The following is a 12840-nucleotide window of genomic DNA, read 5'->3' as shown; positions in this document are numbered from 1 at the left end:
TCACGCCTGAGCGCAGTGATTTGGACCGTCACCACAGAGGATTGAAGATGAAAGTATTTGTCACCGGAGCATCGGGTTACCTGGGTGGTTCCATCAGCCACCGCTTGGTAGAAAACGGACATGAGGTTATAGGTTTGGTAAGGACGCCTGAACAAGCTCAATGGTTGGAGACGCGAGGTATTGCTGCGCAGATCGGAACGCTCGATGACGCCGATTTGCTACAAGAGGTCGCGCGCGTTGCCGACGCCACTATTAATGCTGCGAACTCAGATCATTACTTCTCCATTCGAGCGCTGATCACTGCGTTGGCCGGTACCGGAAAAACTCTCATCCATACCAGTGGAGCCAGTACCGTCTGTGACGACGCGATGGGAGGTGAACCCAGTCAGGCCATTTACGCAGATGATCAGCCTTTCATACCCATGCTGCACCGCGTCCCTCGAATCGAAATCGACCGGATGGTCAGAAGTGCCGGCGTCAACCAAGGTCTGCGCGCTTTTGTGATCAGCCCGTCGACGGTTTACGGCAACGGCCTGGGCATGAAAACCGAGAGCGATCAATTGCCTAAGATCGTCGCCAAATCCAAAGAACTGGGTGCCGGCGTTTACATCGGCAGCGGCAAAACGATCTGGTCCAACGTCAACATAAACGACCTTGTGGATCTTTACCTTTCAGCCTTGGACCGCGCGCCATCCGGCGCATTTTTCTATGCTGAGAATGGTGAAAGCACCTTTGAATCAATCGCCCGCGCAGTGAGCAAGTCGCTCGGTTTCGAAGGTAGAACCTTAAGTTGGGACATTAATGATGCGATGTCTGAACTAGGTGGTTTCGCTCGAATTGCGCTGGCAACAAACGCACGTGTACGCGCCATCAACGCACGCAAGCTTTTGAATTGGCAACCCAGTGGTCCGTCGCTTGAGCAGGCAGTTGAACAAGGGCTCTGACAGGCAGCTTTGTGTCTTTCATTGCGATGACGTCCGCGTGCAGTGCGGTTTTCTGGCGGACGGGTGCCATATCTGAACAGTTCCTGCAGTCAATCATCAGTGGCTGGCCCGCCTTTCCTGAAAAAGAGCGGGCTGTAAGGCACCGCTCAAAGGATGAAAACTGCACCCAAGGAAGACCCTATGAGTCTTCCTGGGCGTATCAGGTATGGAACGGCACCCACATCATTTTCACTTCAACATTCAACAGTCCAGATTTGACCGTTGGATCGTCAGTGCCAATCTTGATGGCTTCTTCGAGGTCAGCAGCCTTGAAGATGGTCATGCCGCCGTCTGCCAGCACACCGTTGAGGCCACCGGCTTTTTCCATGAACGGACCGCTGAGCACGGTCAGGCCTTTCTCCTGCATTTCGATCATATAGCCAACATGGTCCATGAACCCGGGCTGCTCGTTGTACTTCACGCCTTGGACCCAGTTCGGGCCAGGGGTTTGGAAGGCGACAAAATAGTGTGGGCCGTTTTCGTCAATCATGGTTTGGTACTCCAGAGGAAAGGGGAATCAAGTGCAGTTCCAGCCGATCAGGTATGGAACGGTACCCACATCATCTTCACGTCGACGTTCAGAAGGCCGGACTTCACCGTAGGATCGTCCGTGGCGATCTTGATGGCTTGAGCAAAGTCTACGGCTTTGAAAATCGACATACCGCCGTCTGCCAACACGCCATTGAGTCCCCCTGCCTTTTCCATGAACGGGCCGCTGAGCACGATCAGATCCTTCTGGTGCAATTCGATCATGTAGTTCACATGATCCATAAACTCAGGTTGTTCGTTGTATTTCACACCCGGAGCCCAATTCGGGCCAGGTGTGTGAAAGGCGACAAAATAGTGGGGGCCGTTTTCGTCAATCATGGTTTTGTACTCCAGAAGAATAGTTTGTTTTAAAAGAAGGCTTATTGAGCAAGCAGGAAGTCATGCCCGGCCAGAGGGCCGCCAGCCTGCTGCATTTTTCCACCGTCCTTGAGTCCACCGAGATCGACGGTGCGAAAGCCAATTTTCTGAATGAACTCGGTCACGAAAGCCTTGGCTTCGCTGTCATCGCCAGACACGAACAACACCCTTCGGCCTTGGTTGTGCACGGGGCCAGCATTGAAGTTGGTCATCTCAAGATTGTTGAACGCCTTGACTACCCGCGCACCCGGCGCCAGTTCAGCAACAATTTCACTCGCGCCACGCTCCCCAAGATCGTCAAACACCCACTTTGGCGTGGTCTCCAAGAACGGGTTTGTGGCGTCGATCAGGATTCGGTTGTTCCATGCAGGCAATCCGCTGAGCACTGTCTGGATGGTCGTCCAAGGCGTCGCCAGCAACACCACCGGCGCAGCGGCGGCTTGCGCGATGCTGACCACAGATGCCCTAGGTCCCAACTTGGAAAGTGCGTCGGCCAATTTGCTCGCGCCGCTGCGGTTGCTAAGCAAGACCTCATGACCCTGTTCAATAGCGTGCCGGGCAACGGATAACGCCACAGTGCCTGAGCCCAACATCCCAATTTTCATACAGGTCGCCTCGTCATCAATGGGTTGAACCGGGGAACAAATGTTTTTGGAGTGGTTGCTCCGATATGCAATACTATGGCGACAGAAATCCCCTAGTCAAGGAATATTGGAGTGAATGAGCCAAAATTATCCGAAGCCAAGAAACGCAGTCGCGGCCGCCCCTCGAATTTTGACCGGGCGACCGCTGTGCATCAGGCAATGAAATTGTTCTGGGAGTCGGGTTATGAAGGCACGTCTTTCGAGAGTCTGGTTGCGGCCATGGGGATCAGTCCGTCCAGTTTCTACAACTCGTTTGGCAGCAAAGAGCAACTGTATGCGGAGGCGACAAACGCCTACCTTGAAGCTTCAGGTGAGTGGTTCATCGGAATCTTGAGCGACCCGACGGATACCCGGACCGCGTTCAAACGATTGATGGAGGCGACCGCGACCGAGTTCACCCGCGACGACTTGCCCTCCGGCTGCATGATTTCCGTGGCCTGCGTGCACGTGCCTGCGGCGCTGCATTCTGTTCGCGAAATGATGACGCAGCACAGAGCCATGGCGCGGCAGATGATGGAGGCGAGAATTCAGCGCGGCGTCGAAGACGGCGACCTCCCCGCCGATACCGACGTCAAAGCACTGGCCGGGTACTTCAACGTAGTGGCCAGAGGTTTGGCCGTGCACGCGAGAGACGGTGCCACTTGCGAGCAACTCATGGAAATTGTTCAGGTCGCCATGCAGGCTTTTCCCGCCGGATCGGCGCGTTAATCCGACCCCCTGAGCCACGGATTGCGCTGGAATTCCTCCACCAGGAAATCCACCATGACCCGTGTTTTTTGTGGGATCCAGGACGACGATGGCATCACCGCGTAGATGGGGACGAACGCGGCGTCGTATTCCGCCAGCAACCTGACCAGGCGTCCGGCCTCAATATCCGCACCGATCGCGGACAATGGCGCGCTCAATACTCCAAGCCCAGCGATCGCAGCCTCGCAAAGCGCTTCGAACACATTCACCCGATAAGGCCCGTCGACATCAACTGAGACCTTATGGCCGTTGGCACCGATAAATGTCCACTGGAACGGTGTCGGATGGCGCAGGTAAATCAAACAAGGCACTGAACCTAAGTCACCCGGATGAAAAATCGCAGGGTATTTCTCCAGGAACGCCGGCGAGGCAACGGTGACGGGTTGCAGAGCGCCGAGTTTTCGTGCCTGGTGTGAACTGTCCTTCATTTCGCCAACGCGGATCGACACATCGACACCGTCACGAATCAAATCCGTAGCTGAATCACTCAGGTAATGCTCCACCACGATGTCCGGGTAGCGTTCAAAAAAACGTGGCAGTAGCGGGGTCAACTGTTTACGTCCGAGCAGAATCGGCGTGGCAATCCTCAAAGTGCCTGAAGGTGTCTGCCGGGTATTGAGTGCATCGCCCAAGGCCATGGCGTACTGCTCAAGAATCAGCTTGGCCTGCTCATAAAACCGTTCACCGGCTTCAGTCAGAAACAGTCGCCGGGTGGTGCGTGAAAACAGTTTGGCCTGTAGTTGCTTCTCCAGATCGGTAATCTGCTTGCTCACCGTCGACTGGCTGATCGACAACTCGGTCGCCGTGCGCGAAAAACTACCGATCTCGACCACCCTGACGAATATTTCTAACGCCGAAAATCTGTCCACACCGCCCCTCACCCGCCGTCATCACTGCCCTGCATATATTCCGGTCGACGATAAATTTTATCGCCGCCCAGCGAATTATCACTTTTGAAACGCTCAATTAGTCTGGCTCTTCGAAACATCCTCAACATTCAGTACCAGGGAGTCAGTCATGACCATCAACATCTACGGCGATAGTGGTTCCGGCAGTTTTCGCCGCGTATGGACCGCTGCAAAACACATGGGCATTGAGTTCGAACATATCCCGGTCGACTTATTGAAAGGCGAAAGCCAAGCGCCAGAATTCCTGGCGATCAGCCCGGTCGGTCGTGTACCGGTATTGGTCGATGGCGATGTCGTCATCTCTGAAGCCTCGGCCATCAACCTCTACTTGGCGGAGAAGTTCGACTCGCCGCTGCTGCCCAAAGGCACCGACCGGTATGAAACCTTGCAATGGATGTTCTGGTCCGCTGAACACTGGCGCGTATTTTCGTCCTACCTGTTCAACGAACGCATCGGCAAGCGCGTGATGGGTGTGGCGGAGGACCCGACCCTGGTCGAGTTCATCTTCACAAACATCCGCAGCAACGCCGCCATGCTCGACAAACACCTCGAAGGCAAAAAATTCATCGTCGGTGATCAAGTGACGCTGGCGGACTTCGATATCGCCGCACCGTTCTCGCAAATGGCCAGAACCAAAACGCCGTACGATGAATTCCCGAACATCATGGCCTGGCAGCAACGCCTGCTGGATGAAGTTCCGGCCTGGAAAGAAACCAAGGAGCTGCTGGACGACCGCATGGACCGAGCGTTTTCCGCGTTCGGGATCACGTTCTGATCTGACTGCGCGGGGGCGCTGAACATCGGCGCCTCCTTAACCAACTGTCAGTGAGCCCCGTTTATCTCCAACAACACCTTGCCGCCTTTTTGAGTGTGGACGATGGCGTCCTTGAACGCGGCCAGCGGATACACCTTCGCCACCGGTACATGCAGACTTCCGGATCTGATCAGCTCGACAGCTTCACGCAATATTTCCGGCACTTTCACCCTGAACGCAGGTTTGTTTTGATAAAAGTTGTGCAGCGTAATGCTCTTTCTCATGAGCGGCCTGAGATCCCCCGGCGCCGACATGTCACCGCTCATTTGTGCGTAGTTGACCAACGATCCCCCGGACGATAACGCGCTGACCAATCGCGCAGTCGCCACACCGCTGATACCGCAGAGCGCCAAGCGCACCGCACCGTCACCGACCATCTCTTGCACGCGCTCAGTCGCATCATTTTCATCCACCAACACGATGTCGCCACCCGCCGCTTCCACCTCAGCGACTTGCGCCTGTCGCCGCACAAAATTGACCGTGCGCAACCCGCGCCCCTTGGCGATGGCTATTACCGCCCTGCCCACGCCGGAGTTCGCGCAATTCTGCACCACCCAATCGCCGGGTTTCAGGTCAACGAATTCACTGAGCAGCAATGCCGCTGTGGGCGGGTTGATGCGCAACATGGCGAGCTGCTGAATATTCGCGTCGATGGGTAAAGCGAAGAGATCTGCGGCGGGGATGACCATCCGCTCGCGCCAGGTAAAACTGTAGAGCGGCGGCGTTACGCGGTCCCCGACCTTCACGTTATCTACGCCCGCCCCAACACTTAAAACGATCCCCACACCTTCGTTGCCGACGACACTCGGCAGCGGCGGATGGACCGGAAAATGACCGCCGAACAACAGCAAATCGTTGTGGTTGACCGGGGCGAACTCAACACCGATCAACACCTCCCCGCGCCCAGGTGGCGGCGGCTCTGCGATGTCCACCAGCTCAAGACCTTCAAGGGGATCGCCGTACGCGTTGATCTGGATCGCTTTCATGCTGGGGTACCTGGCTGAGGGGTTTAAATGTCCATGCCGCACACCTATCATAGTGATCGCCCTCAAAATTATCCATCCTATTGAAGGCGATCACAATAAATGGACAAGTGTCGTGCGGGAGTGAATGCGTGAAGGTTTCAAAAGAGCAAAACACCTATAACCGGGAAGCGCTCATCGCCGCGGCTTCCAGCCTGTTCCAGAAGCAGGGCTTCGCCGCCACCGGCGTTGCGCAAATCAGTGAAGAGGCGGCACTGACCCAAGGTGGTTTTTACGGTCATTTCAAATCCAAGAACCTGCTGGTGGAGGCAGCGTGCCGCCAGGCAATGTCCAACGGTCGCGATTCATGGCGCGCCATGATGGGGTCGGCTGCGAATGACATGGAAACGCTGATTGACGCCTATGTTTCCCCCGAGCACGTTGAAGCCGTCGCAGAAGGTTGTCCGATGGCTGCGTACACCTGCGAAATCAAAAGCCAGGACGAGGCTGTCAAAAATACCTTCACCCAGGGTTTCGAGGACATGGTCGCCATCCTCCAGGAAGTACTCGCCGGGGATTTCACGGATGAAACCGCACGTCGCGAAGCGTTGTTTTTCATGTGCAGCATGGTCGGCAGTGTCGCCATGGCGCGGGCGACCAAAACCACGAACCCTGAGCTTGCCGATGAGATCATTGCGGCAACCCGAGAGAATCTCAAAGCGGTCGCCAACTCGGCAGGCTCCTAAGCATCCGGCCGTTCGGATCGGGTCAGATGGATGACCGCGGTCTCGAGAATTTCAGCCGACAGCGCTGGGTGCGAGGCCATTCTCGACAAGGTCAGCGCCCCCATCATTGTGCACATCGCAACGAGCGCTCGAGCACGTTCTGACTCGCTGTTCCCGGATTCAGATTGGGCAGCCAACACACCGATGACCCTTTCCAGCCCCTGGGTCGCGATTGCTTTTACCTGGTCATTGCTTCGCACCAGCTCACTTCCAAGCGCCGCGTAGGGACAACTTTGCTCTAGTGCGTCCCGATGATGAGCCGACAGGTAATGACCCACGATCGCATCAAATCCTCCGTTGTCAGCGACCTCCTCCAGCTCTGACACCAACCCGTCAATCGCTGCGCCACACGCCTCTGCCACCACCTGATCCTTGGATTGGAAGTGGCGGTAAAAACCGCCGTGCGTCAGACCCGCCGCCGTCATCAAGCCCGAAAGACCCGTCCCGCCAATACCGTTCTTGCGAAACTCGGCGCTGGCCGCCTCAACGATCCGCTGCCGGGTTTCGCTGGTTTCCTGCCGTGACTTGCGCATGCTCGAAAATCCTGATCAATGGCGTTTGACTTAGATGTTACTTAACATCTATATTTATGACGAGCGTAATATTTAACCTTCTGCACCACAACCTGAGGCTACCCACATGACGCAAGCCACCATTCTCGTAACAGGCGCTACTGGTTACACCGGTCGTAAAACTGTCGAAATCCTCACCGCCAAAGGTGTGCCGGTCAGGGCCCTGGTGCATAAGGAAGATGAGCGCTGCGCAGCGCTTCGCGCCATGGGCGCCGAAGTCGTGCTCGGTGATCTGCTGGACCTCAATGCCGTGCGCAGCGCGCTTGAAGGTATCCGCACCGCTTACTTCGTCTACCCGATTACCCCAGGTCTGATTGACGCGACCGCACGGTTCGCCCAGGCAGCGAAAGAAGCGGGCGTCGAAGCCGTCGTCAACATGTCGCAGATCTCCGCACGACGCGAAGCCAAGAGCAATGCAGCGCTCGATCACTGGACGGCAGAACGCGTCTTCGATTGGTCAGGACTGGCCATGACCCACCTGCGTCCAACCTACTTTGCACAGTGGCTGATCTACCCGCATTTCCGCTCGCACATCCTGGAAAAAGGCGAGATCCGCTTGCCATTTGGTGAAGGTCGCCATGCCCCCATCGCGGCTGAGGATCAGGCCCGTCTGATTGCCGCCATTCTGGAAAATCCGCAACCACATGCAGGCCAAACCTATACGCTGCATGGCCCCACCGAGTTGAATCAGCAAGGTGTCGCCGACGCTATCGGCCAGGTGCTTGGGCGCACAATCACCTACCAGCCAATCAGCCTCGAAGAATACAAAGACGAACTGCTTGAAGCCGGCTTGCCTGCTTTCGTCGTTCAACACTTGGGTGAAGTCGCCCTGGATTACCAGCATGGTGTGTTTGAAGGCGAGGACACGATTATTCGCGACGTGACCGGAGAAGCACCGATGACTGTGCAAGCGTTCGTCACGTTGCACAAAGACTTGTTCAAGGCGTGAAGCTGGCGGGATGAGGCTGTGTTATGGGACCCGATGACGACGCGCTGCCTTGACACATTCATAGTGACCGCCTTCAATAAATCACTATGGGCATTGCTCGTCATACGTCCTTGAGCAATTCGCAGAGTGCTGCTGCAAATCCATGGAAATGGAAATCCGCAGCACAGTGGCTGACTTGCACGGGACAGAACGGGGAATAAAGATGAATAGCCTCAAACGCAGTGAGTTGTCGCGTCGTGATGTGCTCAAGCACTCCATGCTTCTTGCCGCCGGGATAGCGACTATCAATCAGGGCTCGGCCTGGGCAACCACGGCTGAGTCTTCGCCCAGTTCCCCAAAACCCGCAGCAGGCTTCACTGAAAAATTCGTACTGAGGGACGGCCATCGAATCTACGTTCGTGACTATCCCGGCAAAGGGCCTGCGTTTGTCCTGCTGCACGGCTTTCCCGATAACTGCCGTATCTACGAAGATCTGGCCCCCCGCCTGAGCGCCGCAGGCCGACGCGTCATTGCTTTCGATTTTCTTGGCTTCGGTGCGTCCGACAAGCCAACGGACTTGCAGTATGACTTTGAACAGCAATTGGCTGACTTCGAAGCTGTCGTCGATGATCTGAAGTTGCAGTCGATCATTCCAGTCGGGCACGACGCAGGGGGCCCGGCAGCGGTCAACTTCGCACTGGACAATCAAGATCGTGTGAACTCGCTGGTTCTGCTCAATTGTTATTACGCAAACGCTTCAGTGCTGGCGTTTCCCGACTTCATTGAGCTGTGCTGCAACCCGAAAACCAAACTGTTGGCCCACGCCATGATGACGGACCCCAAGCAAGCGGCCTACCTCTTCAACTTCCAGCAGGGCTTGCTACTGGCCAACATGACGCCGGCAATGAGGACCCGTTTCGAAACCGTGTTGCAACCCATCATTGCGCACAACTTCACTCAGCAGCCAAGTGCCATGCCCGCCTTTTTGGCCATGACTGGAAATGCCTACGCCAACCTTGCGCACAATGATCGGCGCCTGCCCGAGCTGGGTAAATTCAATAAGCCAGTCAAACTGATCTGGGGTGGTTTGGACAAATACCTCAATACTGCCGTCGCCAAAGATATCGCTGCCCATTATCCCCACGCGACGCTGACGACACTGGATGCAGAGCATTGGCCACAGTTCGATCTGCCCGACGAGGTCGCCAGGCACATGCTGGCCTGACCTGACCGGCCGTGTTCACGTCATGCTGATTTATTCCGCCTATCGATAGGTTTTATCGCGCCACGGGCAATTATCGCCCGCCCCTCCCCCGGTTACTTTTGGCTCAAGACTCATCAACGAATGTCTTCAGCCATTACGGGATTCAGCATGACAAAATTATTCACCGGCAAAGTCGCCTTGGTCACTGGCGGGTCGCGCGGCTTAGGCGCAGCGACCGCAAAAGCCCTCGCCGAGCAAGGCGCAGACGTCGCCATCAGCTACGTGTACGCCGAAGAGCAGGCACTCAACGTGATCGAGTACGTGACCGCTCAAGGCGTGCGAGGCGAAGCATTTCAAGCGGACCAGGCGGACGTCGACGCCGCGCAATCGCTCATTGATCGGGTCATGGCCAAATTCGGCCGTATCGACATCCTCATCAACAACGCCTCGATCGATCAGTTGGGCAGAGTCGATGATCCCGCCCGCGATGCCGAAGCGTTCGATCGCTTCTGGGCCGTTACGCTTTCGGGGTTCATGGCCACTGTGCGCGCGGCGTCCAAAGTACTCAGCGATCAGGGCCGCATCGTGATGATCGGTTCCAATCTGGGCAACCGACCTGGCATGTCGGGCATCGCCGATCTCGCGGCATTGCGTGCAGCCATCGATGGCTATTCCAGAGGCGTCGCCCGAGACCTGGCCGAGCGCGACATCACCGTCAACGTCGTACACGCCGGGTTCATGAAAACCGACCTTAACGCGCATCTGCGGGACGCTCTGACACCCTTGGTCGAGCGCTTGTGCTCCCCTCGATTTGGCCGACTGGAAGAAGTCGTCGCACCGATCCTCTTTCTTGCCAGCCCTGCCGCGTCCTACATCACCGGCACGATCATCGATGCCGATGGCGGCTACAACGTTTAGTCGCCACCGCGTCGATTACCAGACTCAATTTTGGGGGAATGCAGCATGAAAAAGCTTGAAGGGAAAATTGCACTCGTCACCGGTGGCAGTTCCGGCATTGGTCTGGCGACAGCACGCTTGCTGGTGGAAGAAGGCGCGCACGTATTCATCACGGGTCGTCGTCAGGCTCATCTGGACGAGGCAGTCCGCCTGATCGGTAGCAATGTCACAGGTGTCCAGGGTGACATCGGTAACCTTGAAGATCTTGATCGGTTGTTTCGGGTCATCGCCGAAGAGAAAGGTCGGCTGGACATGGTGTTTGCCAATGCGGCCATTCAAGCCAGTGCACCGTTGGGTGCGATTGAGATCGAGCAATACAACCGCATCTTTGATGTGAACGTTCGCGGCACCTTGCTCACCGTCCAGGGCGCCTTGCCGTTGTTGTCCGATGGCGCTTCCATTCTGCTGATGGCATCCGTCGCTGCGTCAAAGGGCAACCCGTCCAGAAGCCTCTACGCCGCGTCAAAGGCGGCGATTCGATCATTTGCACGGTCGTGGGCAAATGACCTCAAATCGCGCGCCATCCGCGTCAACGCGATTAGTCCCGGCCCCACTGATACTGCCGCATTCAATTCGCCGGGCGTACCGGCCGAGCAGATTGCTCAGATCAAGAGCCGGATGGCATCGAACATCCCCCTCGGTCGACTTGCCCGGTCTGAAGAAATCGCTAAAGCGGCCGTTTTTCTTCTTAGCGACGACAGTAGCTTCACCACGGGCTCGGAAATGTACGTGGATGGCGGCTTCACCCAGATCTAGTGCATCGACCCTCCCCATTGTGCGGTAGCGAAATATTTACTTTAGAAAAGTGGACCCTATGCTTTCAGAATGGCTCTCCAATCTCCTCACCCGACGAGGATCCCACTATGCCTGGGCCATGGTCGCCGTGACATTTTTGGCTGCCTTGGTCAGTGCCGCGGCGGTAGGTGCGCCTGGCATTTTCATCGTACCCATGCAGATGGAATTTGGTTGGAACACCACGCAGATCTCATCGGCACTATCGATTCGATTTGTCTTGTTCGGTCTGACGGCTCCGTTCGCTGCTGCATTGATGAGCAAATACGGACCGCGCAATGTCACAGTCGCAGCAATCATCTTGATCATGACTTGCCTCCTCGTGTCGCTCAACATGACGAAAGTCTGGCAGTTAGTGGCGTTATGGGGAGTGGGCGTTGGCGTGGGCGCCGGCATGACCGCCCTGGTACTGGGTGCTGTCGTTGCGTCCCGCTGGTTCGAACACCGCAGGGGTCTTGTGATGGGTGTATTGACCGCGAGTAACGCCACAGGCCAGCTTGTTTTCATGCCACTGCTCGCAAGCATCACCGAACATTATGGCTGGCGTTGGGCGCTCGTTGTGCTATCTGTGCTGCTTGCCTTGGCTGCGTTCGCAGTGCTCATGTTCATGCGTGACCGCCCGAGCGATCTAGGTCTGCGCCCTTACGGCAACACGAGCACTGATCCAATCGTCGCGCCAGTCGCAAGCGGTGAGTCAGTGTTCATGGCGACTCTGCATACGCTGCGCGATGCATCCAAAACGCGTGTGTTCTGGATTTTGTTCACCACCTTTTTTATCTGTGGCGCCAGTACCGCTGGTTTGGTTCAGGTGCACCTGATTCCATTGTGCGGCGACTTCGGTATCAATCAGATTCAAGCCTCGGGTCTGCTTGCAGCCATGGGCGTGTTCGACCTGATCGGCACTGTGCTGTCGGGATGGCTCTCAGACCGTTACGACAGCCGGCCCCTGCTGTTTTGGTACTACGGACTGCGCGGCCTTTCGCTGATCGCACTACCGTATTCAGACTTCACGATCTTCGGGTTGTCGGTCTTCGCGATGTTCTACGGACTCGACTGGATCGCAACCGTCCCACCTACCGTTCGCCTGGCCGTCAACACGTTCGGGCCAGAGCGTGCAGGCCTGGTGTTTGGATGGGTATTCGCAGGCCACCAGATTGGTGCTGCGGTCGCTGCTTACGGCGCAGGATGGTCCCGAGTCAATCTACTGAGCTACCTGCCAGCGTTTTTCACAGCGGGTGTGCTGTGCTTTTTTGCTGCGGCAATGATCATGACTATCAGGCAAAAGAAGCCTGCATCTGAATTCGCTACCGCTTAGGATTCCCTGGAGGAGGATGCCAGCTCAGTGAATGCCTTTGCTGAGCTGGCAACCACCGTGCCACTCAACCCAACCGAGTTCGGCGTGCCGTAAGATCACTTGCGATTCTCGTGCCTTAGGGCTTCAGATCAATGCACTGTCGCAGAACCTCAGAGGCTTTCGAGGCGACCACCTAGTTCACGGATGACTGAGGGTAAGCCAATCTCCCGTAGCCGCCATGCTTGTTCGCGATGCGCGCCAACCATAACGGTGGCTCACTCGGATAAACACAATCCCTGTGGGAGCGGGCTTGCTCGCGATGGACGTCAACGATAACGCTGGCC

General features: G+C 56.4%; 15 protein-coding genes. 9 read left to right on the top strand and 6 right to left on the bottom strand.

Annotated elements, in window-relative coordinates; translation table 11 throughout:
• Nucleotides 1-47 precede the first annotated feature (47 nt).
• Nucleotides 48-944, top strand: coding sequence for an NAD-dependent epimerase/dehydratase family protein (locus tag B0W55_RS18280; protein ID WP_077047329.1), 897 nt, complete (start codon nt 48-50; stop codon nt 942-944).
• Between the two features lie 199 nt (nt 945-1143).
• On the opposite strand, the gene B0W55_RS18275 is transcribed toward B0W55_RS18280, so the two are convergent.
• Genes B0W55_RS18275 through B0W55_RS18265 form a run of 3 tightly spaced genes read right to left on the bottom strand, consistent with a single transcriptional unit; the run spans nt 1144 to nt 2494 of the window.
• Nucleotides 1144-1473: a YciI family protein gene (locus tag B0W55_RS18275; RefSeq protein ID WP_077047328.1), complete on the bottom strand. Its 330-nt coding sequence runs from the start codon at nt 1471-1473 to the stop codon at nt 1144-1146.
• A 47-nt stretch (nt 1474-1520) separates the two neighbouring features.
• Nucleotides 1521-1850 (bottom strand): YciI family protein, encoded by a 330-nt coding sequence (locus B0W55_RS18270; protein ID WP_077047327.1) that lies wholly within the window; start codon nt 1848-1850, stop codon nt 1521-1523.
• 41 nt (nt 1851-1891) lie between these two features.
• A complete protein-coding gene (locus B0W55_RS18265) occupies nt 1892-2494 on the bottom strand; it encodes an NADPH-dependent F420 reductase (RefSeq protein WP_077047326.1) in 603 nt (200 codons plus the stop codon).
• A gap of 111 nt (nt 2495-2605) precedes the next feature.
• On the opposite strand from B0W55_RS18265, the gene B0W55_RS18260 reads away from it, so the two are divergent.
• Entirely contained in the window at nt 2606-3241 is a 636-nt protein-coding gene (locus B0W55_RS18260) for a TetR/AcrR family transcriptional regulator (RefSeq protein WP_218189764.1), read from the top strand.
• On the opposite strand, the gene B0W55_RS18255 is transcribed toward B0W55_RS18260, so the two are convergent.
• Complete coding sequence (locus B0W55_RS18255) at nt 3238-4149, bottom strand: LysR family transcriptional regulator (protein ID WP_077047349.1); 912 nt, start codon at nt 4147-4149, stop codon at nt 3238-3240. The genes B0W55_RS18260 and B0W55_RS18255 overlap by 4 nt on opposite strands.
• Before the next feature lie 148 nt (nt 4150-4297).
• On the opposite strand from B0W55_RS18255, the gene B0W55_RS18250 reads away from it, so the two are divergent.
• Complete coding sequence (locus B0W55_RS18250; protein ID WP_077047325.1) at nt 4298-4963, top strand: glutathione S-transferase family protein; 666 nt, start codon at nt 4298-4300, stop codon at nt 4961-4963.
• Between the two features lie 47 nt (nt 4964-5010).
• On the opposite strand, the gene B0W55_RS18245 is transcribed toward B0W55_RS18250, so the two are convergent.
• Nucleotides 5011-5988, bottom strand: a complete 978-nt coding sequence (locus B0W55_RS18245) for a zinc-dependent alcohol dehydrogenase family protein (RefSeq protein ID WP_077047324.1) — start codon at nt 5986-5988, stop codon at nt 5011-5013.
• A gap of 80 nt (nt 5989-6068) precedes the next feature.
• Between B0W55_RS18245 and B0W55_RS18240 the strand changes: the two genes are divergently transcribed.
• Nucleotides 6069-6710, top strand: a complete 642-nt coding sequence (locus tag B0W55_RS18240) for a TetR/AcrR family transcriptional regulator (protein ID WP_175645521.1) — start codon at nt 6069-6071, stop codon at nt 6708-6710.
• Here the strand turns inward: B0W55_RS18240 and B0W55_RS18235 are convergent.
• Complete coding sequence (locus tag B0W55_RS18235) at nt 6707-7282, bottom strand: TetR/AcrR family transcriptional regulator (protein ID WP_077047322.1); 576 nt, start codon at nt 7280-7282, stop codon at nt 6707-6709. The genes B0W55_RS18240 and B0W55_RS18235 overlap by 4 nt on opposite strands.
• A 106-nt stretch (nt 7283-7388) precedes the next feature.
• Here B0W55_RS18235 and B0W55_RS18230 point away from each other — a divergent pair, with 106 nt between their 5' ends.
• The 5 genes from B0W55_RS18230 to B0W55_RS18210 all read left to right on the top strand — a co-directional run bounded on the left by B0W55_RS18230 (nt 7389) and on the right by B0W55_RS18210 (nt 12517).
• Nucleotides 7389-8270: an NmrA family NAD(P)-binding protein gene (locus B0W55_RS18230; protein WP_077047321.1), complete on the top strand. Its 882-nt coding sequence runs from the start codon at nt 7389-7391 to the stop codon at nt 8268-8270.
• 202 nt (nt 8271-8472) lie between these two features.
• Complete coding sequence (locus B0W55_RS18225; protein ID WP_077047320.1) at nt 8473-9474, top strand: alpha/beta fold hydrolase; 1002 nt, start codon at nt 8473-8475, stop codon at nt 9472-9474.
• A 147-nt stretch (nt 9475-9621) separates the two neighbouring features.
• Nucleotides 9622-10371, top strand: a complete 750-nt coding sequence (locus B0W55_RS18220; RefSeq protein WP_077047319.1) for an SDR family NAD(P)-dependent oxidoreductase — start codon at nt 9622-9624, stop codon at nt 10369-10371.
• Nucleotides 10372-10416: 45 nt separating this feature from the next.
• Entirely contained in the window at nt 10417-11166 is a 750-nt protein-coding gene (locus tag B0W55_RS18215) for an SDR family NAD(P)-dependent oxidoreductase (protein WP_077047318.1), read from the top strand.
• A gap of 58 nt (nt 11167-11224) precedes the next feature.
• Nucleotides 11225-12517: an MFS transporter gene (locus B0W55_RS18210; RefSeq protein ID WP_077047317.1), complete on the top strand. Its 1293-nt coding sequence runs from the start codon at nt 11225-11227 to the stop codon at nt 12515-12517.
• Nucleotides 12518-12840 lie beyond the last annotated feature (323 nt).

The organism is Pseudomonas sp. KK4, from assembly GCF_001984065.1.
In the GTDB taxonomy this organism is placed as follows: domain Bacteria; phylum Pseudomonadota; class Gammaproteobacteria; order Pseudomonadales; family Pseudomonadaceae; genus Aquipseudomonas.
The sequence above is the reverse complement of the archived record's forward strand: the minus strand, read 5'-3'. Positions and strand labels throughout refer to the sequence as shown.